Source organism: Acidimicrobiales bacterium, assembly GCA_016794585.1.
Classification (GTDB): Bacteria; Actinomycetota; Acidimicrobiia; order Acidimicrobiales; family DATDAH01; genus JAEUJM01.
In genome coordinates this window covers 127,589-154,547 of the sequence record JAEUJM010000017.1, presented here as the reverse complement: position 1 = coordinate 154,547, position 26,959 = coordinate 127,589, and the positions used below count along the sequence as shown (strand labels likewise).

The window sequence follows — 26,959 nt, the reverse complement described above, 5'->3', positions numbered from 1 at the left end:
CCGCCGCCCTAGGCCTCCAACACCACCGGGACGATCATGGGTCGGCGCTTCGTGCGGCTGCTGACGAACTTGCCGGCGGCGCGGCGCACGACCCGTTGGAGCGATTCGATGTCGTGGGTGTTCTCCTCGGCGAACGCGTCGTGGATGGCGGACGCGACGGCGTCGGACGCCTCGTCGAGCAGCCCGTCGGCCTCGGGCGCGTACACCCATCCGCGGGTGATCACGTCCGGGCCGGTGATGACCTCGCCGGTGGAGGAGTCGACGGTGACGATGACCACGACCACACCCTCCTCGGCGAGCACGCGGCGGTCGCGCAGGACGCCGTCGCCGACGTCCCCCACGATGCCGTCGACGTACAGGTAGCCGGCGGGGACGCTGCCCGTGAGGGCCAGGCCGTCATCGGAGAGGGTGAGCTGGTCGCCGTCCTCGCACTGGATGACCCGGTTGTCGGGGATGCCCATCAGCCGGCCGAGCTTGGCGTGGGCAGTGAGGTGCAGGAACTCGCCGTGCACCGGCACGAACCACTCGGGCTTGGTGATGGACAGGTAGGTCTTCAGCTCCTCCTGCTTGGCATGACCCGTGGCGTGCACGTCGCTGATCCCCGAGTGGACGACCTCGGCACCCAGGCGGACGAGTCCTTCGACCACCTTGTTCACGTTGAACTCGTTGCCGGGGATCGGGTGCGAGCTGAGGATGACGGTGTCGTCCTCGGTGATCTTCAGCCACCGGCTGTCGCTCGACGCCATGAGGGCCAGCGCCGACATCGGCTCGCCCTGGGACCCGGTGGAGATGATGCACACCTTGCCGGGGTCGAGGTCGTTGACCTCCTCGATGTCGCGCAGCGCGTGGTCGGGGATGTGCAACAGGCCCATGTCCCGGGCCAGCTTCACGTTCTTCTTCATCGACATGCCGAGGGTGGCCACGGTGCGCCCGAAGGCCACGGCGGCGTCGGCGATCTGCTGGATGCGGTGGATGTGGCTGGCGAAGCAGGCGGTGATGATGCGCCGGCCCTCGTGCCGGTGGAAGAGGTCGTAGAGGACGGCGCCGATCTCGGTCTCGGAGCGGGAGTGCCCGGGGCTGTCGGCGTTGGTGGAGTCGGACAGCAGGAGCCGGATGCCGTCGCCGCTGGCGAGGGCGCCGATGCGGGAGAGGTCCGTGCGCCGGCCGTCCACCGGGGTGAGGTCGAGCTTGAAGTCGCCCGAGTGCAAGATCGTGCCCTGCGGGGTGTGGAAGGCCGTGGCGAAGGCGTGCGGCACCGAGTGGGTGACGGGGATGAACTCGAGGTCGAACGGCCCGACCTGGATGCGGTCGCCGTCGCGCACCGGGATCAGCTCGGTCTTCTTGAGCAGCCCCGCCTCCTCGATGCGACCGCGGGCCAGGCCCAGGGTCAGCGCCGAGCCGTAGACGGGGAACGAGAGCTCTCGCAGGAGGTAGGACAGCGCGCCCACGTGGTCCTCGTGGCCGTGGGTGGCGATGCACCCCTCGATGCGGTCGGCGTTGTCCCGCAGATAGGTGAAGTCGGGCAGCACCAGGTCGATGCCGAGCATGTCGGCGTCGGGGAACATCAGACCGCAGTCGATCAACATGATGCGGCCCTTCACCTCGATGCAGGCGCAGTTCCGGCCGATCTCACCCAAGCCCCCCAGGAAGGTGATCTTTACGGGCTTTGGCATGCGCTCATCCAGCTTTCAGTCGATCGTGGACGGCCCGGGCGCGAGCCTCGAGACCGTCGGGGGTGGGGCCGATGGGCGGGCGGCACTGCCCGACCCGGACACCGAGGGCCCGCAGCATGGCCTTGGCGGAGACGGCGTGGGGAGATTCGGGGCTGACCTCGAAGTCGTAGGACTCGAGCAGCAGCGCGTTCACGCGGCGGGCCTCGTCGACGTCGCCCTTCGTGAAGGCCGAGATCATCTGGGCGTGCTCGGCCGCGCTCCAATGGGTGGCCACCCCGACCACGCCGACCGCGCCGACCGCGAGCAGGGGCAGGGTGAGGGCGTCGTCGCCGCTGTAGAGCTCGAAGCTGCTGGGCGACTCCGCCACCAGTCGAGCCGAGGCGCCCGGATCGCCGGTGGCGTCCTTGATGCCGGCGAGGGTGGGCACCTCGTGGGCGAGTCGGAGCACCACGTCGGTGTCGATGCGCCGACCGGTGCGGCCGGGGACGTCGTAGATCAGGAAGGGCAGGTCGGAGGCCTCGCCCACGGCCCGGAAGTGGGCCTCGATGCCCGCCTGCGACGGCTTCGAGTAGTAGGGGCTGACCACCAGGAAGCCCTCGACGCCGGTGTGCGCGGCGGCGCGGGTGAGCTCGATGGTGTGGGCGGTGTCGAAGCTGCCCGTGCCGGCCAGGAGGGGGACGTCGACCGCCTCGCGCACCGCCCGGAACAGGTCGAGCTTCTCCTCGTCGGTCAGGGTGGGGGCCTCGCCGGTGGTGCCGGCCAGCACGAGGCCGTCGGCCCCCTGCTCGACCAGCCAGCGGGCGAGGTCACGCGCCGCGTCGAGGTCGAGGGCCAGGTCGTCGTCGAAGGGGGTGACCATGGCCACCAGGACCTCGCCGAACCGTGCCGTCATGGCGTTGCCTCCTTGGACCGCTCGAGGCCCAGGGTGGCCAGCAGGTCCTCGTGCAGCTCGAACCACACCGTGTGGTACGAGTCGATGGTGGGCTTGGTGAACCAGTCGCGCTCGCCCTCGGTGACCCGCTCGAGGGCCCCGCGCAGGCGCTGGGAGTAGCCCGCGAACCGGGCGAGGTGACTCCGCAGGTCGGCGAGGACGGGGCGGACGCGCACATGGAGCTCGACGAGGCGGTGCACGACCGCCTCGTCGTACTCGACGTCGCCGTGGTCGTTCACGTCGTCACCGCGCATCTGCCAGTCCGTGCAGACCGCGAGCAGCTCGGGGTTGAGGGCCACGAAGCGCCCGTAGTCGCCCCGGACGGCCTCGCGGGCGCCGGCGGCATCGAGCTCCTCGGCCAGCCGCCGCTCCCCCTCGCGCCGGCCGTCGGCCGTGAGGGACCAACCGGTGATGTGACCCTCGACGCGGCGTACCAGGCCGGCGTCGGCGAAGGCGAGCAGCGCCGGCGCCGCCTCGCTCTCGGGGAGGCCCACCGCCGCTGCGAGCACGTCGGTGTCCGGGAAGGCCTTCAGACGCAGGCCGTGGAGGACCAGCGTGTCGGGGGACGAGGGGTGGGGCCCGCCCGGCGCAGGGTGCGGGGCGGTCGTGGACATCGGGGCGATCGTACCCCCCGCCTGCCTCGGCGTCGCGTCCAGATCCGGCGGGCGCGACCCCGGGGGCCGGTGGGTCCACGGGCGGTGCGTCACCGTCCGGCGACGGGCGCCGTCCGGTGAAGTGCTCAGGAGGCCGTGGTGAGCTCTTCGTCGCTCAGGGCGAAGGCCTCGTACTCGTCGCCGGTGTCGGTCCAGTCCTCGAACTGGATCACGCCGATCTCACCGAACTTCTCGCGGAGCCAACCGTCGCCGGCGTCGAGCAGGCCGAGCTTCTTGCAGTTGGGGACGATCTTGGAGAAGAGCATCTGCTGGAAGACCTGGCGCTCGGGCGAGAGCATCACGGCCTGCACGGCCTCCTTCGAGTCGATGCCCATGCGCTCCCACACCTCCTGTTGGAGCAGGCGGTCCCGCATGCGCACGGCGGCCTCGAACGCGAACTCCTGGCGCTCGCGGATCTCGTCGATGTCGAGGCCCTCGTAGTACTCCTTCAGGGAGAGGACGCCGAAGGCGACGTGGCGGGCCTCGTCGCTCATCACGTAGCGCAGGAGCTGCTTGAGGAGCGGCTCCTGGGTCATGGCGTGGATGAACCCGAAGGCGGCGAGGGCGAGGCCCTCGACCATGATCTGCATGCCCAGGTAGGTCATGTCCCACCGGCTGTCCTCGATGATGTCGTCGAGCAGCATCTTGAGGTGGGCGTTGATCGGATAGTGCCCCGAGAGCTTCGTGTCGAGGTACTTGGCGAAGACCTCGACGTGGCGGGCCTCGTCCATCACCTGGGTGGACGCGTAGTACTTGGCGTCGATCCACGGGACGGTCTCGACGATCTTGGCGGTGCAGACCAGGGCGCCCTGCTCACCGTGCATGAACTGGCTGAGCATCCAGTTCTGGGACTCGATGCCGAGCTCGATCCACTGCTTGTCGTCCCACTTCTCGAACACCGTGCCGGTCAGGTCGACCGCACCGGCGAACATCCCCTGCGCGTTGGCCTCGGCGTTGGCCAGCACCACGGCCTCCTGGTCGACCTCGGTGTCCCAGGGGAGGTCGGTCTCGCCGTTCCACTGTGAGGTCTTGGCCTTCTCGTAGAGCTTGTTGAGGGCCGGGCGTCGGCCCTTCTCGTAGTCCCAGGTGAAGATGCAGTCGGCGTTGTCCTTCACGTGGTGGACGAGCTCGTTCACGTCGGTGTTGGTGACGCCGAGGATGGCCTCGAGGTCGTTGACGTCGGCGCGCCCGATCAGCTCTTCGGTGGACGTGGCTTCGGTGGTGGACAAGGCTCAGCTCCTGGGGGTGGTGGCGGTGCTCGGGGTGGACGGGAGAGGTGGTGCGACGGCCCGATCGGGGCCGGGCCCGGCCACGAGGCCGGGCAGGACGAAGGTGGTGACGAGGTGGCGCGCCGCGGCGAGGTCGGTCAGGTCGACCGCGGGGTTGGGCACGGCGAGATAGGACAGGCCGAGTCGGGCCAGCCACTCCGCGGCCTCGGCGGCCCGGTCGTCCGGGAGGTGCTGGGCGAGGCGGGGGGCGAGCACCTCCTGGGCCAGCCCGAACACCACGTAGCTCTTGTCGAACGCGACGTGGGCGAGGATGGCCCCCGGCTCGTTGGCCAGGACGTGGCGGAGCGGCGCGCTCCCCGTGACGAAGACCGCGGTCGTGTGCACCGCGGCGGTGACCTGCTCGCCGAGGTCGGTGGCGGCGTCGAGCGCATGGCCGAGGGCGACCAGGTAGCGGTGGAGCTCGGCGAGCGCCGCCTGCTGCAACACGTCGTCGCGCCCGCCGGGGATGGTGCGGTACACCGTGGCGCGCCCGCACCCGGCCTCCCGGGCGACGTCGTCGAGGGTGAGGCCGGCGACGCCGACGCGGGCGACCACCCGCAACGTGGCATCGAGGATGCGCTCACGGGGGTCCCGGAGATCGACCGCCCCCCGGGTGCGCCCATCGCTCGCGACGGCAGCACTCATCGCCTGAGACAATACGCACGATTTTGTCTCAGGGAAATGGCAAGCCCTGTGACATGTGTCTCAGCGTGGTCTCAGCGAAGTCTCAGCGAGGTCTCAGCCCGGAGCGACTCCCCGGGATCCCGGTTCGACGATCCCGGCGAGGAACTGCTGGTCGACGAGGCGCGCCACCTCGTCCGGGTCGTCGAGGTCCCATCGGCCCGGGCTCGGGATGAACGAGAGGACCATGCGGGCCAGGTACTCCGCCGCCTCGTCCACGTCCAGGCCGGGGCGGAGCCGCTCGGCGGCCACCGCCGGCGCCAGGTAGTCCCGCACGACCGCGACCACGAGGGGCGACGTCTCGTGGAGCCGGGGCAGGAACTGCTCGCGGTCGGCCTCGAGGACCGTGGCCAGCGCGGCGTGGCCGGCCATGGACCGGTTGGCGAACATCAGCCCCCGCTCGAGGCGGCTGCGCAGGTCCGGCGCGTCGGCCACCTCCACCGCGAGCTCCCGGAAGAAGCGGCCCACCTCCCACGTGATGGCCTCGTTGACGAGCTGGTCCTTGCCGCCGGGGAAGTACCGGTAGAGCGTGGCGCGGGAGACACCGGCCGCCTTCGCCACCTCCTCCATGCGCAGTCCGCGCAGGCCCGTGCCCGCCACTACGTCGATGGCGGCCGCGAGCACACGCTCGCGGGCCTCCGCTCGGTCGACGGTCATGGCGGGGCGACCGTCACGCCGGGGCGTCGACGGGCTCGTCCACCCCTTCGTTCGGGACGTCCCCGGAGGCCCTCGACGCATCCGTGCCCTCGTCGGGCCCGGCTGCAGCGGCCTCCGCCGCCGCCTCCTTGGCCCGGTTGTGGGCGATGCGGCGCAGCATGAGGGGATAGCCCACGGCGGCGATGGTGGCGAAGATGAACCACTGCCCCGCGTAGTTCAGGTGCGGGCCCTCGGACAGCACCGGCGCCCCGATGGCCACCGGGAAGTCCCCGGGTTGCCCCGGCTCCTGGTCGGCCAGTTGGAGCACGGCCGGGACGAGGTCCTCGTCCACCTGCTCCTGGAGGCGGGCGACGTCGGCCCGGGCCACCGTCTCGAGGCGCTCGCCCTCGGGATCGATGGCGCCGAAGCGGCCGCGCGTCTGGGTGGCCACCAACAGGCCCTCGACGCTCACGCGCCCAGAGGGCGGGGCCCACTCGGGCTCGAGCTCGATGCCGGCCTGGACCGGCACCCAGCCGCGGTTCACGAGGACCGCGGTGCCGTCGTCCAGGCGCAGCGGCGTCAACAGCCACGCGCCGGACTTGCCCTCGAAGCTGCGCGAGCGCACCACCACCTGCTCGTCGGCGGCGTAGGTGCCCGCTGCGGTGACCTCCCGGAAGACCACGTCCTCGGCGTCGGCGAAGGTGGCGTCCGCCGGGAGCACCTCGTCGACCGGCGCGGCCGGCGCTTCGGTGCGGGCCCGCACGAGGGCGTTGAAGTCCCGCTTCTGATCGAGGCGGTGCAACTGCCAGAGGCCGAGGGTCACGAGCACCACGACCAGCACCGCCACGAGGACGTGCGAGACGATCCACCGGGGCTTCAGCAGGAACCCGTACACGACGTCGAGGCTACGACGACGCCGGGCCGCTCCCCCAGCGCGGGGCGAGGCACGGCCCCGCGGGGGTCATCGCGTCCGGCGGGCCGTGACCACCACGAGGTCGCCGAGGTGGTACGGGAGGCCGATCGCTCCGACGCGGCTGTCGGCCAGTCGGCGCAAGGGCCCGGTGTCGTCGGCGGACTGCCCGAGCACGGTCGCCACCGAGACCCACTTCGTGGCGCGGGCCACGGTGACGTCGGTGAAGCCGGCCGCGGCGAGGAGACGGCGGAGGTCCTCGGCGGAGAAGAGCCAGAGCACCGAGGGAGGGGTCACCTGCTGCCAGCCGGCACCGAGCCGCCGGGCCACCTGCGCGTCGCGGTTCCAGGTCTCGATGGTGAGCACGGCCCCCGGAGCCAACCGGGCGGCGACCTCCGCGAGCGCGGCGTCGGGCTCGGGAAGGTGCTCGAGCACCTGGTTCATCACCGAGGCGTCGAACCCCTCCGCAGGGCCGGTCGGGGCCGGCAGTTCGGTCACACGGCGATGGACGGCGAGCCCGAGCTCCTCACGGGCGTGGTCGGCGATGGGCGCGACCTCCACGCCCACCGGGTCCCACCCCCGGGTGCGGGCCTCGTCGAGGAGGAAGCCCGCGGCGGCGCCGATCTCGAGGAGTCGGCCGGGTGGCCGGGCCCCCAGCGACACGAGGCGGTCCAGGTGGCGTCGGGCGTTGCGCCGGTGGATGGCCTCGTCCGCCAGGTAGTCGTGGTAGCCGCCGCTGGTCGACTCGGTGAAGTAGCTCTCGTCGTACAGCGCCGCGGCGATATCGGGCGCGGGCAGCGGGTCGAGGCGCAGCGCACCGCAGCCCTCACAGGCGACGTACTCGTAGCCCTCCTTCTGCAGGCCCGGGCCCGACCCCGTGGCGCCGCACACGGCGCACACGTCGCGCTCCCTGGCCGCTCCCGTCGACGGTTCCCCTGCGACCACTACTCCCCGCCCGGGAGGACGTGGTCGGCGAAGCGGGTGCGCAGGTCCTTCTTCGAGAACTTGCCCACCGACGTCTTGGGGACCTCGTCGATGAAGACCACGTCGTCAGGGGTCCACCACTTGGCGATGCGCCCGTCGAGGTAGCCGAGCACCTCCTCCTTGGTGAGGGTCTCCCCCGGGGCAACGACCACGCAGGCCAGCGGGCGCTCGCCCCACTTCGGGTGGTTGACCCCGATGACGGCGGCCTCGGCGACCTTGTGGTGCCCCATGATCTCGTTCTCGAGCTCCACGGAGCTGATCCACTCGCCGCCGGACTTCACCACGTCCTTCGTGCGGTCCACGAGGCGGATGTAGCCCTGGGCGTCGACGGTCGCGACGTCGCCGGTGCGCAGCCAGCCGTCGTCGGTGAAGGACTCCCCCGCCCGGTCGTCGTTGTAGTACGTGGCCGCGATCCACGGGCCCGACACCTGGAGCTCGCCCCGGGACTCCCCGTCCCACGGCACCTCATCGGTCGTCTCCTGCGTGACGATGCGGAAGTCCACGCCGATCGACACCAGGCCCTGGGTCGAGCGCAGGTCGGCGAGCGTGTCCTCGTCCTGGTCGGCCAGCGTGCTCTTGATCTTGCCGATCGACGCGACGGGGCTGGTCTCGGTCATCCCCCAGGCCTGGAGGATGGGAAGACCCGTCGCCTCGCGGTAGCCCTCGGACAGCGACCGAGGCACGGCCGAGCCGCCGCAGGGGATGGCCCGGAGCGCGGACAGGTCGCGCCCGGCAAGCTCGGGGAGCACCCCCATCCAGATGGTGGGGACCCCCGCCGCGACCGTGACCTTCTCGCTCTCGATGAGGTCGGCGATGGCCGGCGGCGAGAGGTCGGGACCGGGCATGACCAGGCCGGCGCCGGCGGCCACGGACGCGTGCGCCAGCCCCCAGGCGTTGGCGTGGAACATCGGCACGACGGGAAGGATCACGTCGCGCTCGCTCACGCCCAGGCTGTCGGCGGTCATCACCCCGACCGTGTGCAGCCAGGTGGAGCGGTGGGAGTAGACGACCCCCTTGGGGTTGCCCGTGGTGCCGCTCGTGTAGCACATCGATGCCGCCCGGTTCTCGTCCCGCACGTCGAACGAGACCGGCTCGGCGGCCCCGAGGAGGTCCTCGTAGTCGTGCACGGCCCGGCCCCCGTCCGGGCTGGGGACGTCCCCCTTCCCGTCGTCCATGACGACGACGTGGCGAACGGTCTCGAACGTGTCCAGCAACGGCCAGAGCAGCCCCACCAGGGACCGGTCGACGAAGATGACCTCGTCCTCGGCGTGGTTGACGATGTAGGTGACCTGCTCGGGGAAGAGGCGGATGTTCAACGTGTGCAGCACCCGTCCCGTGCACGGCGCCGCGAAGTAGAGCTCGAGGTGGCGCGCGGTGTTCCACCCGAAGGTGCCGACGCGGGCGTCCTCGGAGAGGCCCAGGTCGTCGAACACGCCGCCCAGCCGGCGGGTGCGCTCGGCCCACTCGCCATACGTGCGGCGCTCGCGCCCCACGGCCGTGGCGGTGACGATCTCCTTGTCGGGGAACAGACGCTCGGCCCGATGGAAGAAGTGGGGCAACGTGAGCGGGGTGTCCTGCATCAGGCCTTGCACGATCGGGTCCTCCTCGGCGCTGCACGGGATGAGCGCCCGGAAGCGTAGGACTCCGGACCGGGCGCCGCGGGGTGCGATGATCTGCGGGTGGACGCCCCCGCCCGATCCAAGCCGAGCCGGCTCACGTTCTGGCTCCTCGTGGGGCCGCTCGCGGTGCTCGTCATCGCGTCCTACGTCGGCGACGCGCTCGCACCGACGCTGGTCGACAAGCACCCCCTCTGGCTCATCTCGCTGAACGCCCGCAACCGCAACCTGGTCCTGGTCACCAACGAGCTCGACGCCTGGTCGTACTACCTGGTCGGCACCGTCCGGCTCCTGCTGGCCGACCCGCTCTTCTACCTGATCGGGTACTTCTACGGTGATGCCGCCGTGCGCTGGGCCGAGCGCCGGTCCCGCACCTTCGGCGGGATCCTGCGCTCCGTCGAGCGCTTCTTCGAGAAGGCTTCGTACCCCCTCGTCCTGCTCGCGCCGAACAACCCGATCTGCCTCTTCGCCGGCGCCTCGGGCATGTCGCCGCCCGTCTTCCTGGCCCTCAACATCACCGGCACCATCGGGCGCCTCATCCTCATCCGCTGGGTCGGCGACATCTTCTCGTCGCCCCTCGACGTGCTCCTCGACTTCATCAAGGAGTACCGCCTCCCTCTCACGGGGCTCACCATCGTCATCACGGGCTTCCTCATCTGGAGCGAGAGCCGCGGTGAGGGCGAGAGCGAGCTCGAAGCCCTCATGCGTCTCGAGGACGAGCTCGAGGAGGTCGAGGAGGAGATCATCCACGAGCACGAGGTCGAGCTCGAGCTCGAGGCGTGGGAAGCCGCCGAGGCTGCCGCCCACGCCGGCGATGAGGCCGACGCCACGGACGCCACGGACGCCACACACCCAACAGACGCCACCGCGTCGGACGCCACTCCCCAGGACGGGGCCGGCACACCGGGCACGACCGGTGAGGAGCGTCCCCAGCCATGAGCCCGACCGCGGTCGTCACCGGCGCGAGCTCGGGCATCGGCGCCGCCACCGCCGCCCGCCTCGCCGCCGACGGATTCGACGTGGTGCTCGGGGCCCGGCGCCTCGATCGGCTCCAGGCCGTGGCCGAGCCCCTCGGCGCCACGGCCCTCGCCCTCGACGTCACCGACCCCGCGTCGGTGGAGGCGTTCTGCGCCCAGGTCCCCGAGTGCGCCCTCCTCGTCAACAACGCCGGCGGCGCGTTGGGCCGGGACCCGATCGCCCAGGCCGACGAGGCGGACTGGCAGGCCATGTACGACTCGAACGTCCTGGGCGTGCTGCGCATGACGAAGGCCCTGCTGCCCAAGCTGGTGGACAGCGGCGACGGCCACGTCGTCACCATCGGCTCCATCGCCGCCCACGAGCCCTACCCGGGTGGGGGCGGCTACAACGCGGCCAAGTTCGGGGTGCGGGCGGTCATGGCCGTCCTGCGCCAGGAGCTCCTCGGTCAGCCCGTGCGGGTGACCGAGATCGATCCCGGGATGGTCGAGACCGAGTTCAGCCTGGTGCGCTTCGGCGGGGACCAGGCCAAGGCCGACGCCGTCTACGACGGCATGACCCCACTCACCGCGGAGGACGTCGCCGACTGCGTGGCGTGGGCGGCCACCCGGCCCAGCCACGTGAACATCGACCAGATCGTGGTGCTGGCCCGCGACCAGGCCGGCGCCACCAAGGTGCATCGGCGCACCTGAGGGCACTCACCGCCGGTCGCCTGCTGCAGTAGCCTCACGGCCGCGAGGGGGAGGGTCGACGCTGGTCCGGAGTGCGCAGCGACGGGGCGGGCAGCAACGCCGTGGCTTGCCGACCCGCGCCCTGCGGCCGATCGCGGTGCTCGTGGCCGTCGTGGCCGTGCTGGCCCTGCTCGTCGCCGACCCCTCCACCGTCACGCCGGTGGCCGCGGAGGACCCGACGGGGCTGACCTCCCTGAGCGCGGTGCCCGCCGGGCTCGACCATGCGTTCTCCGCGGGCAGCGTCGACTACGTGGTGCGCTGCCAGGACCACGCAGTGACGCTGACCGGCACCCTGGCCGCCGGCCATGAGCTGCGCGCGGTGCCGTTGGGACCGGAGGCCGGCGGTCCGACACGCCTCACCGGGCCGTTCACCTATGTGCTCCCCGCGCCGGGCGTGCAGGCGGTGCGCCTGGAGGTGAGCGCCACCGCAGCCCCCGGCACGATCCTCGCCACCTATCGGGTCCGCTGCCTGCCGCCCGACTTCCCGCAGTACACGGCGTCGGTGACCGGAACACCCCAGGCCGCGTACTACCTCGTCACGGGCAGCTACGTGACCGTCCTCAACGCCGAGGGGACCCCCGTGTGGTGGCTGCGCAGCCCAGGATCGTTCGACGCCAAGATCGTCGACCACCAAATGGTGTCGACCACCTCCGCCGCCGCGAGCTGCCCGACGACGCCCGGTCCCGGGAACCCCTACGTCTTCCGGTCCTGGAACGGCACGCCCACCCGCACCGTCGAGCACGGGCTGGACCTCCACGACCTCCAGGCGACCCCGGACGGCGACCTGCTCGGGTTCCAGTGCGTCAACTCCGCCCGCGGCCTGCTCGAGGAGGCTCGGCTGGTCGCCCTGGACGGCGCCGGCGACGAGACCTGGGCGTGGCGGACCGAGGACCACCTGTCACCGAGCGAGTTCGTTCCGGCCGGGTACAAGTCCACGTTCGCCCACGTCGTGGCGGTCGAGCCCGACGGCGACGACCACGTGGTGTTCACGGCCCGGAACCTCGATGCCGTCTACTCCGTCGACGCGACGACCGGCGAGATCGCGTGGAAGCTGGGCGGCACGGACACACCCGCCAGCCTCGGCGTGTGGAACGGCACGCGCCTCCTCACCCCGATCGAGGTCCAGAACATGCTGGCGGGCCCGAACGATGCCCGGATCCTCGGCGACGGCACCCTGAGCGTGCTCGACAACGGCTCCTCGGCTCTCGAGCGGAGGCCCCGGATCCTGCGCTTCGACATCGACCTCGACACCCGGGTCGCCACGCCCGTCGAGGTGGTGAGCGATGCCCGGGCCGGTTACTCGGGCGGTGTGGGCTCGGGCCGCCGCCTGAGCGGCGGCAACTGGGTCGCGGAGTGGGGCTTCGGCCTCGACGGGGCCAACCGCTACTTCACCGAGCTCACGCCCAGCGGCACCCCCGTCCTCACCGTGACCGGCCTGGACAGCTACCGGGCGGTCCCCGCCGAGCCCGGGGAGATCGACACCGACGACCTGCACGACGGTTTCGACGAGATGATGGGAACCCCACCGGGCGTCTCGGGACTGGCCACGGACGCCGCCACCGGCGCTCCGATCCCGGGCGCGTGGGTGGCCCTGTTGCGCACGACGGACTTCTCCCTCGCGGGGAGTGCCGTCGCCGACGGCGCCGGCAGCTTCCGGGCGGAGGCGTCCCCCGGCACCTACTTCGTGTACGGCATCGACCCCACCGGGGCACACCAGGCCGGGTTCTCCGGCGGGCCCACGCCCGTCACGGTGGACACCGGCGACCCGGCCGCCGCGGACGTGGCGCTGACCTCGACCCGGGGGTCGATCGCCGGCTCGGTCACGGATCGGACCACGGGCGCTCCCATCAGCGGTGCCCTCGCCATCGAGCTCAACGCGGCGACCGGCATGCCGGGGCGAGGCGTCCTCACCGATGCGGCCGGCCAATTCTCGATCGACGGTCTCACTCCGGGCAACCGGCTCGTCGCCTACGTGGACCCGCCCGCGGCCCATGCCAGCCAGTTCTACGCCGACACGAGCGACCCCTCGCTCGGCACCCGGGTCGTCGTGACCGCCGGCACCACGGCCACGGCGAGCGTGACCATGCCGGCGCAGTCGCCGGCCGCAGGTGCACATCCACTGACCGGCGTCGTGACCGAGAGCGGCACCGGCGACCCCGTCAGCGGCGTGCTCGTGGCGGCGCTCCGAGCCGCCGACTACTCGCTCGCCAAGCTCGCGACGACCGACGGCTCAGGGCAGTACTCGATGAGCGTGCCCCCGGCGGGGTACTTCCTCGCCTTCGTGGATCCCTCCGGGCGCCACGCACAGGAGTGGCACGACGACGTGCCCTACTACGGGCTGGCGCAGGCCGCCGCGGTCACCGCCCCGGCGGCGACCAACGCCGCCCTCGACGTGACCACCGCGATCTTCAGCGGCGTGATCACCGACCGCGCCAGCGGCGAGCCGTTGGACGGCGCCTGGGTGGTCGCCATCGGGCCGACGGGCATCGCCGGCGGTGCCGTCACCGCGACCGACGGCACCTACCGCATCGACGGACTGCCACCGGGGACCTACCGGGCGACGGTCGTGCATCCCGCCGGCGGCCACCTCCAGCAATACTGGAACGACCACTCGACCTACGACACCGCCGACCCCATCGCGCTCGCCGCGGGCGACCACGCCACCGTCGACGTGTCGCTCGTCGCCTCGCCCTGACCCGGACCCCGCCGATGACCCCCGCGAACGACGTCCGCCGAACCGCCTCGCTGCGCCCGACGGCCGCCCCCCTCGTCCTCCTCATACTGCTCGTCCTCCTCGTCGCGTGGCGCCCAGGCGTACCCGCAGCGCACGCCGCCGACGCGGCGACCACCGCGAGGATCGGCCCCGCACGGCTCGCGCCCGTGCCCGCCACCGGCCTCACGTCCCTGTCGGCGTCACCGACCCCGCTGAACCTCCCCTTCGCCCCCGAACGCCACGACTACGTGCTGCGCTGTGTCGCCGGTCAGACCGTCACCTTCTCGGGCTCGGTCGGGGCCGACACGCAGGTGCGGGCCGTGGCGCTGGGTCCGGCGGCGCCGGCGCCGACGCTCCTGCGCGGGAACTTCACCTACACCATGACGTCGCCCGCCACGACCGCCGTGCGGCTCGAGGTCGCGGCGGTCGCCGCTCCCGCCGCGACCCTGGCCACCTACCACCTCCGCTGCCTGCCGGCGTCCTTCCCGGCGTTCACGGCCACGGTGGCGGGCACACCCCAGGCGGCCCACTACCTGGTCACCTGGACGACCTTCATCGTGGTGTTCAACGCCGAGGGCACGCCCGTCTGGTGGCTCGACCGGGCGCCACGTCGGCCGACCGACGCCAAGGTGATCGACGGGCAATTGGTCTCCTCGGAAGCGGGCGGCGACTACTACACGTTCTGGAACTGGGACGGCACCGTCCACCGGACCGTCGACCACGTGCTCGACCACCACGACCTCCAGCGCCTGCCCGACGGGCGCCTCGTGGGGTTCGAGTACGTCACCTCCGACCGCGGCCTCGAGGAGGAGGCCCGGTTCGTCGCCCTCGACGAGAACGACGACGAGGACTGGGTCTGGCGGACCGAGGATCACATCGACGTGTCCGAGATGGTCCCGGCCCCGTACAAGTCGGGCAACTTCGCCCACGTCAACGCGGTCGAGCCCGACGGTGACGGCGGCGTGGTGTGGTCGGCCCGCAGCCTCGATGCCATCTACGCCGTCGACCTGGCCACCGACGAGATCCGCTGGAAGCTCGGGGGTACCGACCGTCCGGAGAGCCTGCGCGTGTCGGACGGCACCCGCATCCTCGACCCCGCCGAGGTGGTCAACCTCTTCGCCGGCCAGCACGATCCGCGCTTCTGGCCCGACGGCACCATCAGCGTGATGGACAACGGCTCCTCGGACCAGGATCGCCGGCCCCGGGTGCTGCGCTTCGCCTTGGACCTGGAGGAGCGGCTGGCCACCGTGGTCGAGGTCGTCTCGGACCCCCGTGCCGTGTACTCGGGCGGGACCGGATCGGCCCGACGGCTGAGCGGCGGGAACTGGGTCGCCACCTGGGGACTGCCCAACGCCAACCGCTACTTCACCGAGATCACGCCCGCCGGCGAGCCCGTCCTCACCGTCTCCGGCGCCGGGACGTACCGCGTGGTCCCGTTCGAGGCGGGCGACCTCGACGTCGACGCCTTGGCGGACGGCATGGACGCGATGGCCGGCACTCCGACCGGGATCACGGGCACGGTCGTCGACCGGGCCAGCGGCCTGCCGATCGCGGGCGCCGGCGTCGCCGTGCTTCGGGCCGACGGGTACGCCCTCGCCGACGGCGTGGTGACCGGCGCCGACGGAGGCTTCTCGGCCTCGGTGCCGCCGGGGTCCTATCTCGTCTACCTGCTCGGCATGAGCGGGCAGCACCGGTCGGGCTTCGTCGGCGCACCGACCACCCTGAACGTGGACGCCGGTGCGCCGACCGATGTCGTGGGCACGATGGAGCCTCTCCGGGGCACGGTCACCGGCACCGTCACCAGCGAAGGCTCCGGGGCGCCGATCCCCGGCGCCTGGTCCGTCATGCTCGACGCCGTGACCGGGGCGCCGGTCGCGGGGGCGATCGCCGACGAGGCCGGCCGGTACACGACCGGCCCGCTGCCGGTCCGGTCCTACAAGACGGCCCACCTCGATCCCACGGGGTCGCACGCCTCCCGCTTCCACGCCGGCGTGCCCGACGCGGCCACCGCGACGCCGGTGGCCGTCACCGCGGGCGGCACCGCCGTCGCCGACGTCGAGCTGCCGGCGCAGGCGCCGAACCCGGGCGGGTCGACCCTGGTCGGACACGTCACCGACGAGACGGGGTCCCCGCTGTCCGGGATCTGGGTGGTCGCGCTCTCGGCGGCGGACTACTCACTCGTGGCCACGGCCACCACCGACGCCGACGGCGACTACGCCCTCGGCCTGCCGGAAGGTGGCTACCAGCTGATCTTCCTGGATCCGAGCGGCCGGTACCCCATGGAGTGGCACGACGACCGCCCCTATCACGCCCTCGCCGAGGCCGACACCGTCATCGCCCCCGGCACGGTCGACGCCGAGCTCGCCGACTCGACCGGGCGCATCGTCGGCGCCGTCGGCGACGCGCCGGCGGGCGACCGCCTCCCCGGCATCTGGGTCGTGGCCATCGGGGCCACGGGGATCGCCGGCGGGACCCTCACCGGTGCGGACGGCTCGTACTCGATCGCCGGCCTGGCCCCGGGGGTCTACCGGGTGACGTTCGTGGATCCCACCGGGGCCCGACCCCAGGAGTACTGGAACGACGCCGCCACCTACGAAGACGCCACCCCGGTCCCGGTCCAGGCCGGCGCCACCGCGGTGGCCTCCGGCCGCATCGGGCCCTGAGCCACGGGCGAGGACCGCCCGATCGCTATCCCTCGAGCAGCACCTCGAGCCCGATGGTGACGCCGGGGTGGTGGGCGACCTGCTTGCAGGCCAGGACGACGCCCGGCATGAACGAGGACCGGTCGTAGCTGTCGTGGCGGATGCTGAGGGTCTCGCCCTGGGTGCCGAGGAGCACCTCCTGATGGGCGACGAGCCCGCGCAGGCGCACCGAATGGACGTGGATGCCGCCCACGGCCACGCCGCCGCGGGCGCCCTCGACCACCGTCTTGGTCGTGGGGTCCTCGCCCCACTCCCCCGACGCCGCGGCCATGCGCTCGGCGGTGCGCATCGCCGTGCCCGAGGGCGCGTCGATCTTGGCGTCGTGGTGGAGCTCGATGATCTCGGCGGTCTCGAAGTGGGGCGCGGCGAGCTCGGCGAAGCGCATCATCAAGACCGCGCCGATGGCGAAGTTCGGGGCGATGAAGCAGTTGCTGGCGGTGAACGCGGCCCGGAGCGAAGCGAGGTCGTCGTCGCTGAACCCAGTGGTGCCCACGACGGCGTGCATCCCGTGCTCGGCCAGCCAGTGGAGGTTCTCCCGGGCGGCGTCGAGCACGGTGAAGTCCACGACCACCTCGGCTCCCGCCGCGGCCAGCGCGTCGGGCCCGGCGGCAACCGTGACGCCCTCGATGTCCTCGCCGGCGTGATGCGGGTCCACGGCGGCGACGAGCTCGAGGTCGGGGTCGGCGGCCACCGCCGAGCAGACCGTCGTCCCCATCCGCCCACCGGCGCCGAACACACCCACCCGGATCGTCATGGACCCGACGCTACCGGGGCGGTCAGCGCGGTAGGTCGTCGGCGTCGACCGGGCCGACCGCGGCGAGCGTGCGCCCACCGGTGAAGACGCGCTCGACCACGCGGCGAACGTCGTCGTGGGTGACGGCCCGGATGCGCTCGACGTGCTCTTCGATGGGGGTGACGCGGCCGCGGATGCAGACGTTGCTGCCGATGCGCCCCATGCGGCTGCTGCTGTCCTCGAGACCGAGCACCAGCGACCCTTCGAGGTAGCCGCGGGCGACGTCGAGCTCCTTGTCGGTGAGGCCGTCGCCCACGAGGCCGTCGACCACGTCGTCCACGACCGAGACGGCCTCCGCGACCCGTGACGGCGCGGTGCCGAGGTAGGCCAGCACCACACCCGTGTCGACGTACGCGGACGGCGACGAGTAGACGGCGTAGGCCAAGCCCCGCTTCTCGCGGACCTCCTGGAACAGCCGGCTGGCGGTGCCACCACCGAGGACGTGGTTGGCCACCGAGAGGGCATAGCGGTCGGGGTCGTCGTAGGACAGCCCCGGCCAGGCCAACGCCAGGTGGACCTGCTCGGTCGGCCGCCGGACCACCGCCTCCGCCAGCGGCGGCGCCGAGGGCGCGGTGCGCTCGGGGCGGGTGCCGGCGGGGAGGCCGCCGAATCCGGCCTCGACGTGGGCCACGACCTCGTCGTGGTCGAGCAGGCCGGCGGCGGCCACCACGAGGTTCTCCGGGCGGTAGTGGTGCCCATGGAACCCGGCGATCTGCTCGCGGGACATGGACTCGATGGTGTCGGGGCTGCCCAGCACCTCGCGGCCCAGGGGGTGGTCGGGGTAGCGGGCCTCGAACACCAGGGTGTGCACCCGGTCGTCGGGGGTGTCCTCGTTCATGAGGATCTCCTCGAGGATGACCTGGCGCTCGGCGTCGACCTCGTCGGGGCGGAAGGCCGGGGCCGAGATGACGTCGGCCAGGAGCTCGAGGCCGAAGGCCACCGAGGTGGCCGGCAGACGGGTGTAGTAGGCGGTGTACTCCTTCGTGGTGAAGGCGTTCATCTCGCCACCGACCGCGTCGACCGACTCGGCGATGTCCTGGGCGGAACGGGACGCGGTCCCCTTGAAGAGCAGGTGCTCGAGGAAGTGCGACGCCCCGCTGAGAGCCTCGTCCTCGTCACGCGCCCCCACGCCGACCCAGACACCGGTGGCCACCGAGCGGACGGAATCCATCTGCTCGGTGACCACGCGGATGCCGTTGTCGAGCGTGGTGGTGCGGACGGCATCGTCGGCCGGAGCCGACGTGCCGTCCCGGTGCCCGTTGCCGGGCACCTGGTCCGAAGACCGGGTGGTGCTCAGCGACGACCGCCGCGGCGACCGCGGTCGCCGCCACGGCCCCGCCCGCCACCGTCACCGGAGCGGGGGGCCTCGGTCGGGCCGAGGTCGCCGAACTCCTCGCGGAGCTCCTCTTCGAACGCGTCCTCGAAGGACACGGCCACGGCACCGCTGCCGCTGTCCGAGGACGACTCGGCGCCGCCGCTGTCGCGGTCACGGGCCGGACGGTCCTCGCGGTCACGGCCACGGGGACGGTCGCTGGCGCGGGCGCCACCACGATCGTCGCGGTCGCCACGGTCACGGCCACCGCCTCCACCCGACGAGGGCGGGGCGTCGGCCGGACTCAGCGAGACCTTGCCGTTGGGATCGACGTCGTCGACCCGGACCTCGATCTCGTCGCCGAGATCGACCACGTCCTCGACCCGGTCGATGCGCTTGCCGCCGCCGAGCTTGGAGATGTGGACCAGGCCGTCACGCCCGGGGAGGATGTTGACGAAGGCGCCGAACTTGGTGATGTTGACCACCTTGCCCTGGTACACCTGGCCCACCTCGGCGGTGGGCGGGTTCAGGATGAGGCGGATCTGGCGCTCGGCCTCGGCCACCACGCCGCTGTCGTTCGAGCCGATGCTCACCGTGCCGACCGTGCCGTCGTCGTCGACGCTGATGTCGGCGCCGGTCTCCTGCTGGATGGCGTTGATGACCTTGCCCTTGGGGCCGATGACCTCGCCGATCTTGTCGATCGGGATCTCGAAGCTGGTGATCTTCGGTGCGGTCGGGCCGACCTCGTCGCGCGGGGCGGGGATGGCCGTGGTCATGACCTCGAGGATCTTGAGGCGAGCGTCCTTCGCCTGATCGAGCGCCTTGCCCAGCACCTCGGCGGGCAGGCCCGAGATCTTGGTGTCGAGCTGCAGCGCCGTCACGAACTCGGCGGTGCCGGCGACCTTGAAGTCCATGTCGCCGAAGGCGTCCTCGGCACCGAGGATGTCGGTGAGGGCGGTGTACTTGCCCTCGGCGTAGACGAGGCCCATGGCGATGCCGGCCACGGGGGCCTTGATCGGGACACCGGCGTCCATCAGCGACAGCGTCGAGCCACACACCGACGCCATCGACGTCGAGCCGTTCGACGACAGCACGTCGGAGACGGTGCGCAGCGTGTAGGGGAACTCGGCCGAGGTCGGGATCACCGGCACGAGGGCCCGCTCGGCGAGGAGGCCGTGGCCGATCTCGCGGCGCTTCGGGCCACGCATGAAGCCGGTCTCACCCGTCGAGAAGGGCGGGAAGTTGTAGTGGTGCATGTACCGCTTGCGGTCGTCGATGCCGATGGTGTCGAGCATCTGCTCCATGCGGGGCATGCCCAGGGTGGCCACGTTCAGCACCTGGGTCTCGCCACGCTGGAACAGGCCGGAGCCGTGGACCGCGGCCAGCACGCCGACCTCGGCCGAGAGGGGCCGGATGTCGGTCACGCCACGACCGTCGATGCGCACGCCCTCTTCCACGATGCGCTTGCGCACGATGGCCTTGGTCAGCGACCGGACGGCGGCCTTGATCTGCTTGGTGGCGTTGTCCACCTCGGCGAACTGCTCGCTCAGCTCGTCCACGATCTCGTCGCGGGCGGCGTCGGCGGCAGCGTCACGCTCGGCCTTGTCGGCGATGGCCATGGCGGCGGCCAAGCGCTCGGTGCCGGCGGCGGACACGGCGGCGTAGATGTCGTCGCTGTAGTCGACCTGGGTGGTGAAGGTGATCGACGGCTTCTTGCCGCCGACCTTCTCGACCAGCTCGTTCTGGAGGTCGATGGACTCGCGGATCCAGGTCTTCGAGGCCTCGAGGCCCTCGGCGATGACGGTTTCGGTGACCTTCGGGGCGCCGCCCTCGTAGAGCTCCCAGGCGGCTTCGGTGCCACCGGCCTCGACCATCATGATGGCGACGTCGCCGTCGTCACCGATGCGGCCGGCCACGACCATCTCGAACGAGCTGGAGTCGCCGTCCTGGTAGGTGGGGTGCGGGATCCAGGTGCCGGTGGCGTCGAAGGCGACGCGGACGGCGCCGATCGGGCCCTCGAAGGGGATGCCCGAAAGTGACAGGGCGGCCGACGCGGCGTTGATGGCCAGCACGTCGTGCGGGTTGACCTTGTCGGCGCCGAGGATGGTGCCGACGATGTGGATCTCGTTGCGGAAGCCGTCGGGGAACGACGGGCGCAGCGGCCGGTCGATGAGGCGGCAGGTGAGGATGGCCTGGTCGGAGGCCTTGCCCTCACGACGGAAGAACGAGCCGGGGATCTTGCCCGCGGCGTACATGCGCTCTTCGATGTCCACGGTGAGGGGGAAGAAGTCGATCCCCTCGCGGACGCTCTTGGCCGCGGTGGCCGTCACCAGCACCACGGTGTCGCCGATCTGGGCGACGACGGCGCCGTCGGCCAGTCCGGCCAGCTTGCCCGTCTCGAACGACAGGGTGTTCTCGGAACCGGTGATCGCACCGGAGACGTTGGTGGCATCCGCCATGGGATGTCCTCCTCTCGGGGCCACGTCGGCCCCGGTCTGGCGGCGGGGCCAGTTCCCAGTGGTCGACCACCCGCCGCCCCGCTGCGCTCTGCGCTCGTCAGGGTTCGGGAAGTCGGCCACTGGCAGCTGACCAGCACGCCGCGTGGGTTGTGTTGTTGGTGCGGGGCGAGCCCGCGGGAGGTGAGAGCTTGTGGTGGCGAGCGGGCGCGCCTAGCGGCGCAGGCCCAGCTTCGCGATGAGGGCGCGGTAGCGCTCGACGTCGTTGCGCTTCACGTAGTCGAGCAACCGGCGGCGCCGGCCGACCAGCATGAGCAGGCCGCGGCGGCTGTGGTGGTCCTTCTTGTGGGTCTTGAGGTGCTCGGTCAGGTGGTTGATGCGCTCGGTGAGGAGCGCCACCTGGACCTCGGGAGAACCGGTGTCGGTGTCGTGCAGGCGGTTCTCGGCGATGGTGTCGGACTTCGGAGGAAGCCCCGTGCTGTCAGGCATGGAAGTGTCGTTGTGCTTTCTTCAGTGGGTGGGTGTGCTACCCGGCCTCGTGGTCCGCGAGTGCGTAACCGGAAGCAGGCACGGCGCGCAGGGGCGCTCGGTGCAACACCGACACGGTACCAGGATTGTCCCCAACCCCGCGATTCCACCGAGAGCACGGTGCCGACCCCCTCGATCCGTTCTGGCCGCGGATTCTCTGGCGTGACGACACGTCGTCGCGGCCAGAACGGCCGGCCGTGTCCCCGGGTCAGCGGAGGGGCGGGTGGACCTTCCACTGGTAGCGGGGGCGCCGGGGGTGGACCTTCTTGCGATCGGCCGGCGTGGGGGCGACGGGGTCGGGCGTCAGCTGCAGGACGAGGGCGTCGGGCTCGTAGAGCGCCGCCTCGACCTCGTCCTCGTCGGCCGCGCCGGGGGCCACACCGCACTCGCGCAGGGCCCGGCGCTGGGCCGAGCCCAACCCGTTGCCCAGCAGCTCGTACATGATCGCCGGCAGGGTCTCGGGGTCCTTCAGGAGCCAGGAGTGGCTCGCGTCGCGCACCACCACGAAGTGGCCCCGGGCCCGCTTCGCCGCCTCCTTGGCCGTGGCGATGGGCACGGCGACGTCTTTGTCCCCGTGGATCGCGATGACCGGCACGTGCGAGTCCGCCAGGGCATCGAGCAGGTGCCCGCTCCCGCGTGACCGCAGGATCGACACCGACGGACCGAGCAACTGCCACGGGTGGCTGGCGATGCCGGCCCCGACCGGGATGGCGAGACGCAACAGCTTGGTGGCCTGGCCACGGTCCTTGAACAGTGGCACGGTCGAGAGGCTGTCGACCGCGAGCGCGGCGCCGACGAAACCGAGCAGCGGCGGCATCACCCGGAAGACGTTGACCATCCGGTCCCACGTGTCGCCGACGATCGCGTCGAGCAGGATCACCGCGATGGCCGTGTCGGGCTGGTCGGCCGCCAGCTCGACCACCAGCCGACCGCCCATCGAGTGCCCGGCGAGCACGGCCTTGCGGATGCCGAGCTCACGTATGGCCCGCCCCAGCAGCTCGCTGTAGCCGTGGAGGTCGCCACCGCCACGGGGCAGGCCCTGGGTGCCGCCGTGCCCGGCCGTGTCGATGGCGATGACCTTGTAACCCATGGAGACGAGCCGGGAGAGGGTCTGGGCGTAGAGGAAGCCCTCGGCCGAGAACCCGTGGACGACGACGAGGGGGATGCCTCGGCCGCACACCGCGAGCCCGACCTCGTGGCCGTCGGACAGGCGGATGCGGTGACGGGCGAGACGGGCGGCGGAGCCGATGCGGGCCGGCTCGATCGACTCCCGCAGCGGCTGGGTGACGGGCCCGGTGAGCGGCTCCACCTCGCCGGCCCAGCGCACGCCGGCATCGTCGACGACCGCCTCGTGGCCGAGGTCGGCCCGGGCGCTCTCAGGCACCCAGCACGTCCCTCGCCCGGGCGACGTCCCGGCCCATCTGGGCCACCAGGTCGTCCACGCTGTCGAACTTGAGCTCGTCGCGGAGGCGCTCGACGAAGCGCACCCGGGCAGCCTCGCCGTACAGGTCTCCCTCGAAGTCGAGCAGGTGGGCCTCGAGCAACGAGTGGTCGGCGTACTCGTAGAACGTCGGACGACGACCGAGGGAGATGGCTGTCGCGTGGACGCTGCCGTCCGGGCGCTCGTACCAGCCGGCGTAGATCCCGTCCTTCGGCAGCAGCACCTCGTCGGCGATGGCCACGTTGGCGGTCCGGAACCCGAGGTCCCGGGCCCGGGCGTCGCCGTGGCCCACGACGCCACGCACCTCGTGGGGCCGGCCCAGCATGGCGTGCGCTGCCGTGAGGTCGCCGGCGACGAGCGCGGCACGGATGGCCGTGGACGACACCGCGCCCTCCGGGCCGGCCTGCAGGAGGTCGATGCCGTCGACGGTGAAGCCGAGCTCGGCACCCATCGTGGCCAGGAGGGCGTTGTTGCCCTGGCGTTCGTGGCCGAAGTGGAAGTCCTCGCCGACCACGATGGTCTTGGCGTTCAGCGCCCCCACCAGGACCTCGTGGACGAACTCCTCGGCGGGCTCTTTCGACCGGGCCTCGTCGAAGTGGATGACCAGCGTCGCGTCGACGCCGGTCTTGGCCAGCAGCTCGAGCTCCTGGTCGGGATCGGTCAGCTGCTTCGGCGCCGACTCGGGCCGCACCACGCTGGCGGGGTGGCGGTCGAAGGTGACCACGACCGAGCGCAGCCCCTGCTCGCGCGCCACGCGGCGCACCTCACCGATGACGAGTTGGTGCCCCCGGTGGACCCCGTCGTACGCGCCGATGGTGACCGCCGAGCCCGCGTCGGGACGGGAGAAGGGCTCGTCGTCGTGCCAAACGTCCACCGAGCCGAGGGTAATCGCCTCAGGACGGACCGTGGTCACCCGGGGGCGTGCCCGGAGGGACCCCTCCGAGGTGCGCGAACCCCCTGGGCTGGGTGGTGGGGCGCCGGACCCGGCGTGCCACACTCGCCTGCGATGTTCCTGGCCCTGCGCGAGATGCGCCGCACCAAGGTCCGCTTCGGCCTGGTCATGGCCGCCGTGGGCCTGCTCGTGTTCCTCATCCTGTTCCAACAGACCCTGCAGAACGGCCTGCTCACCGCCTTCGTGGGTGCCATCCGCAACCAGTCCGCCCCCGTTCTCGTGTACAGCGTCGACGGCCGCCGCAACCTCCAGGGCAGCGTCATCACACCGCCGGTCGAGTCGGCGGTCACCTCGGTCGACGGCATCGCCCGGTCGGGACGGATCGGACAGGGCACCTTCACCGCCGAGATCGACGGGGACCTCGCCGACGTCGCCCTGGTCGGCTACGAGGCCGAAGGCCTCGGCTCCCCGGCCGAGCTCACCGGCGGACGCCTCCCCACCGCCGACGGCGAGGTCGTGGCCAACGAGGCCGACGCGGACCTCGGTCTCGCCATCGGCGACACCGTCGCGCTCGAGCCGGGCGGCCTCGAGCTCACCGTCGTGGGGCAGGCCGCCGACATCAACCTCCAGGCCACCCCCACCCTGTTCACCACCTACGACACCTACGTGGCCGCGGTCCGCTCGGTGAACCCGGACGCACGCGACCCGCTCCCCAACGCGATCGCGCTCGAGCCCGCGGCGGGCACCTCGCCCGAGCAGCTCTCCGCCGCGGTGAACGAGGCCGACCCCGATGCCGACGCGCTGCCCCGCGACGTGGCCGCCGACGAGACCCCGGGGGTCGCCCAGGTCCGCCAGTCGTTCCAGGTGATCTTCCTGCTCTACGCGCTCGTGGTCCCCCTCGTCACCGGTCTGTTCTTCCTGATCATCACCTTCCAGAAGGCCAACGCCCTCACCTTGCTGCACGCCGTCGGGGCGCCGTCTCGCCGCCTCGTGTGGTCGCTGCTGGTGCAAGTGGTGATCGTGATGGTCGCGGGCATCACCGTCGGCGTCGCCCTCTACGCCCCGCTGTCGGCGCAGCGCATCGGCAGCATCCCGCTGCGCTTCGAGACGGCCGCGGTGCTCGGCTGGAGCGCCCTGCTGCTGGTGCTCGGGGTGCTCAGCTCGCTGTTCTCGGCCCGCCGGGTCCTGCGCATCGACCCGGTCGAGGCCACCACCGGGGCGGGGGTGCAGGTGTGAGGATCGCCCTGCGAGAGCTGCGCCGGCGCCCCAGCCGGTTCGCCACCGCCACCGTGATCCTCACCCTGATCGCGGTGCTGCTCATGTTCCTGGGCGGGCTGCTGGACGGTCTGCTTCGCGACGCCACCGGGGCCGTGCGCGCCCAGGACAGCGACCTCATCGTCTACTCCTCGACCGCACGAGACTCCTTCTTCCGCAGCCGCATCCCGCCCGAGCTGCGCGCCGAGGTCGAGTCCGTGCCCGGCGTGGGCGAGGTGGGCGGCCTCGGAGTGGCCCTGCTGGGCGGCCGCGTACCCGGCAACGGCCCACGGGAGCTGGCCGACCTGGCGGTGTTCGGCTACGAGATCCCGCCCGACGGGGTGGGTGAGCCGCCCCCGACCGGCCAGGGGTACGCCGACGAGGTGCTCGAGGCCGATGGCATCGAGGTCGGCACCGAGGTGCTGGTGGGACCGGCCCGCACGCCCATCGAGGTGATCGGCTTCGTCAGCGACACCAACTTCTCGGGCCAGGGCTCTCTCTGGGTGTCGCCCGAGACCTGGCGCGAGGTCCAGAACGCGAACCGGCCCGACGCCAGGGTGGGCCCAGGCGTGTTCCAGTCCCTCGTCGTGCGGGCCGACGGCGTCCCCCCGGCAGAGCTCGCCGACGCCATCGACGCCGCCACCGACGGCGCCACCAGCACGCTCACCGTGGACGAGGCCGTGAGCGCCCTCCCTGGCGTGGAGCAGCAGAGCTCGGTGTTCAACCAGATCATCGGCGTGACCGTCGTCGTGGCCATCGTCGTCGTGGCGCTGTTCTTCGCGCTCCTCACCGTCGAGCGCACGGGCTTGTACGGCGTCCTCAAGGCCATCGGGGCACGTTCGCGCACCCTGTTCGCCGGCGTGATCGTCCAGGCCGTACTCGTCACCCTCGTGGCCTGCACCATCGGCGCCGTGCTCGCGGTCGCCCTCGACCTCGTGATCCCGGCCGGCAGCATCCCCTTCGTGCTGACGCCGGCCCGGGTGCTCAGCAGCGCCGTGTTCCTCCTGCTCGCCTCGGTCATCGGGTGCGCCTTCTCCCTGCGCCGAGTGCTCCGCATCGATCCTGCCGCCGCCATCGGGAGTGCGTCATGACCAGTCCGACCGCCGTCGAGCCCCGCACCGAGCTCGCCCTGCACCTCGAGGGCGTCCGCAAGGTCTACGGGGAGGGCGACAACCAGGTCGTCGCCCTCGACCACGCCACCCTCGACGTCGCGGGCGACGAGATCCTCGCCCTCGTGGGCCCGTCGGGCTCCGGCAAGACCACGCTGTGCTCGATCGCCGGCGGCATCCTCTCCCCGACCGAGGGTCGGGTCGTCGTCGGCGGCGACGACATCACCGGCTACTCGCCGAAGCAGCTGACCACGTTCCGACAGGAGAAGGTCGGCTTCGTGTTCCAGGCCGTCAACCTGGTGCCGTTCCTCACCGCCCGCGAGAACCTGCTCGTCGTCGACGAGCTCGGCCGTCGACGAGGCGCCGCCGCGAAAGAGCGCGCCGACCAGCTCCTCGACGAGCTGGGCCTGAGCGCGAGGGCCAAGAACCTCCCCGGTCAACTGTCGGGCGGCGAGCGCCAGCGGGTGGCCATCGGCCGGGCCCTCATGAACGACCCGGCCCTCGTGCTCTTCGACGAGCCCACCTCCGCCCTCGACACCAAGCTGGGTGAGTCGGTCATGGAGCTCATCCGATCCGAGATGAAGGCCCGGCACATCTCGGCGATCGTGGTCACCCACGACGAGCGCATGGTCCACTACGCCGACCGGACGGCCCACATCCTCGACGGGCGCCTCGAAGCCTGAGGGCCGGGCGGCGCGCCG

At 71.9% G+C, this 26,959-nt stretch carries 22 protein-coding genes; 7 read left to right on the top strand and 15 right to left on the bottom strand.

The genetic code is table 11. From position 1 onward, the window contains the following. Positions 1–8: 8 nt before the first annotated feature. From JNK12_09895 to JNK12_09855, 9 genes are all read right to left on the bottom strand, one after another. A complete protein-coding gene (locus JNK12_09895) occupies positions 9–1,673 on the bottom strand; it encodes a ribonuclease J (GenBank protein MBL8776234.1) in 1,665 nt (554 codons plus the stop codon). A 4-nt stretch (positions 1,674–1,677) separates the two neighbouring features. Beyond that, complete coding sequence (gene dapA / locus JNK12_09890; protein ID MBL8776233.1) at positions 1,678–2,565, bottom strand: 4-hydroxy-tetrahydrodipicolinate synthase; 888 nt, start codon at positions 2,563–2,565, stop codon at positions 1,678–1,680. Continuing rightward, positions 2,562–3,218 carry a hypothetical protein gene (locus JNK12_09885; GenBank protein ID MBL8776232.1) on the bottom strand — a complete coding sequence of 219 codons (657 nt, stop codon included), beginning with the start codon at positions 3,216–3,218 and terminating at the stop codon, positions 2,562–2,564. Before JNK12_09885 ends, dapA begins: the two co-directional genes overlap by 4 nt. Positions 3,219–3,343: 125 nt before the next feature. Further along, positions 3,344–4,486 (bottom strand): ferritin-like domain-containing protein, encoded by a 1,143-nt coding sequence (locus JNK12_09880; protein MBL8776231.1) that lies wholly within the window; start codon positions 4,484–4,486, stop codon positions 3,344–3,346. Between the two features lie 3 nt (positions 4,487–4,489). Beyond that, positions 4,490–5,170 carry a TetR/AcrR family transcriptional regulator gene (locus JNK12_09875; GenBank protein MBL8776230.1) on the bottom strand — a complete coding sequence of 227 codons (681 nt, stop codon included), beginning with the start codon at positions 5,168–5,170 and terminating at the stop codon, positions 4,490–4,492. Between the two features lie 93 nt (positions 5,171–5,263). Beyond that, on the bottom strand, positions 5,264–5,863 hold the full coding sequence (locus tag JNK12_09870; protein ID MBL8776229.1) for a TetR/AcrR family transcriptional regulator: 600 nt from the start codon (positions 5,861–5,863) through the stop codon (positions 5,264–5,266). A 13-nt stretch (positions 5,864–5,876) separates the two neighbouring features. Beyond that, positions 5,877–6,737, bottom strand: coding sequence for an SURF1 family protein (locus JNK12_09865; GenBank protein ID MBL8776228.1), 861 nt, complete (start codon positions 6,735–6,737; stop codon positions 5,877–5,879). A gap of 66 nt (positions 6,738–6,803) precedes the next feature. Continuing rightward, positions 6,804–7,652, bottom strand: coding sequence for a class I SAM-dependent methyltransferase (locus JNK12_09860; protein MBL8776227.1), 849 nt, complete (start codon positions 7,650–7,652; stop codon positions 6,804–6,806). Positions 7,653–7,696: 44 nt separating this feature from the next. Beyond that, a complete protein-coding gene (locus JNK12_09855; protein ID MBL8776226.1) occupies positions 7,697–9,328 on the bottom strand; it encodes a long-chain fatty acid--CoA ligase in 1,632 nt (543 codons plus the stop codon). 87 nt (positions 9,329–9,415) lie between these two features. Between JNK12_09855 and JNK12_09850 the strand changes: the two genes are divergently transcribed. From JNK12_09850 to JNK12_09835, 4 genes are all read left to right on the top strand, one after another. Then, positions 9,416–10,291, top strand: coding sequence for a hypothetical protein (locus tag JNK12_09850; GenBank protein ID MBL8776225.1), 876 nt, complete (start codon positions 9,416–9,418; stop codon positions 10,289–10,291). After that, on the top strand, positions 10,288–11,019 hold the full coding sequence (locus JNK12_09845; protein MBL8776224.1) for an SDR family NAD(P)-dependent oxidoreductase: 732 nt from the start codon (positions 10,288–10,290) through the stop codon (positions 11,017–11,019). The genes JNK12_09850 and JNK12_09845 overlap by 4 nt, the downstream gene beginning before the upstream one ends. A 106-nt stretch (positions 11,020–11,125) precedes the next feature. Further along, complete coding sequence (locus JNK12_09840) at positions 11,126–13,753, top strand: carboxypeptidase regulatory-like domain-containing protein (GenBank protein MBL8776223.1); 2,628 nt, start codon at positions 11,126–11,128, stop codon at positions 13,751–13,753. Between the two features lie 14 nt (positions 13,754–13,767). Next, positions 13,768–16,434 carry a carboxypeptidase regulatory-like domain-containing protein gene (locus tag JNK12_09835; GenBank protein MBL8776222.1) on the top strand — a complete coding sequence of 889 codons (2,667 nt, stop codon included), beginning with the start codon at positions 13,768–13,770 and terminating at the stop codon, positions 16,432–16,434. Between the two features lie 25 nt (positions 16,435–16,459). Here JNK12_09835 and JNK12_09830 read toward each other — a convergent pair whose 3' ends face one another. From JNK12_09830 to JNK12_09805, 6 genes are all read right to left on the bottom strand, one after another. Then, on the bottom strand, positions 16,460–17,227 hold the full coding sequence (locus JNK12_09830; GenBank protein MBL8776221.1) for a 4-hydroxy-tetrahydrodipicolinate reductase: 768 nt from the start codon (positions 17,225–17,227) through the stop codon (positions 16,460–16,462). A gap of 22 nt (positions 17,228–17,249) precedes the next feature. Beyond that, on the bottom strand, positions 17,250–18,536 hold the full coding sequence (locus tag JNK12_09825) for an insulinase family protein (GenBank protein MBL8776220.1): 1,287 nt from the start codon (positions 18,534–18,536) through the stop codon (positions 17,250–17,252). A gap of 23 nt (positions 18,537–18,559) precedes the next feature. Beyond that, complete coding sequence (locus tag JNK12_09820; GenBank protein MBL8776219.1) at positions 18,560–21,037, bottom strand: polyribonucleotide nucleotidyltransferase; 2,478 nt, start codon at positions 21,035–21,037, stop codon at positions 18,560–18,562. Positions 21,038–21,247: 210 nt separating this feature from the next. Beyond that, positions 21,248–21,523: a 30S ribosomal protein S15 gene (gene rpsO / locus JNK12_09815; protein MBL8776218.1), complete on the bottom strand. Its 276-nt coding sequence runs from the start codon at positions 21,521–21,523 to the stop codon at positions 21,248–21,250. Positions 21,524–21,770: 247 nt separating this feature from the next. Beyond that, positions 21,771–22,946, bottom strand: coding sequence for an alpha/beta hydrolase (locus JNK12_09810; protein MBL8776217.1), 1,176 nt, complete (start codon positions 22,944–22,946; stop codon positions 21,771–21,773). Beyond that, positions 22,939–23,877, bottom strand: coding sequence for a bifunctional riboflavin kinase/FAD synthetase (locus tag JNK12_09805; protein MBL8776216.1), 939 nt, complete (start codon positions 23,875–23,877; stop codon positions 22,939–22,941). The genes JNK12_09810 and JNK12_09805 overlap by 8 nt, the downstream gene beginning before the upstream one ends. A 132-nt stretch (positions 23,878–24,009) precedes the next feature. Here JNK12_09805 and JNK12_09800 point away from each other — a divergent pair, with 132 nt between their 5' ends. The 3 genes from JNK12_09800 to JNK12_09790 are packed head-to-tail and all read left to right on the top strand — an operon-like array spanning position 24,010 to position 26,941. Further along, a complete protein-coding gene (locus tag JNK12_09800; protein ID MBL8776215.1) occupies positions 24,010–25,131 on the top strand; it encodes an ABC transporter permease in 1,122 nt (373 codons plus the stop codon). Next, positions 25,128–26,240, top strand: a complete 1,113-nt coding sequence (locus tag JNK12_09795; GenBank protein MBL8776214.1) for an ABC transporter permease — start codon at positions 25,128–25,130, stop codon at positions 26,238–26,240. Before JNK12_09800 ends, JNK12_09795 begins: the two co-directional genes overlap by 4 nt. Next, positions 26,237–26,941 (top strand): ABC transporter ATP-binding protein, encoded by a 705-nt coding sequence (locus JNK12_09790; GenBank protein MBL8776213.1) that lies wholly within the window; start codon positions 26,237–26,239, stop codon positions 26,939–26,941. Before JNK12_09795 ends, JNK12_09790 begins: the two co-directional genes overlap by 4 nt. Positions 26,942–26,959: the final 18 nt, after the last annotated feature.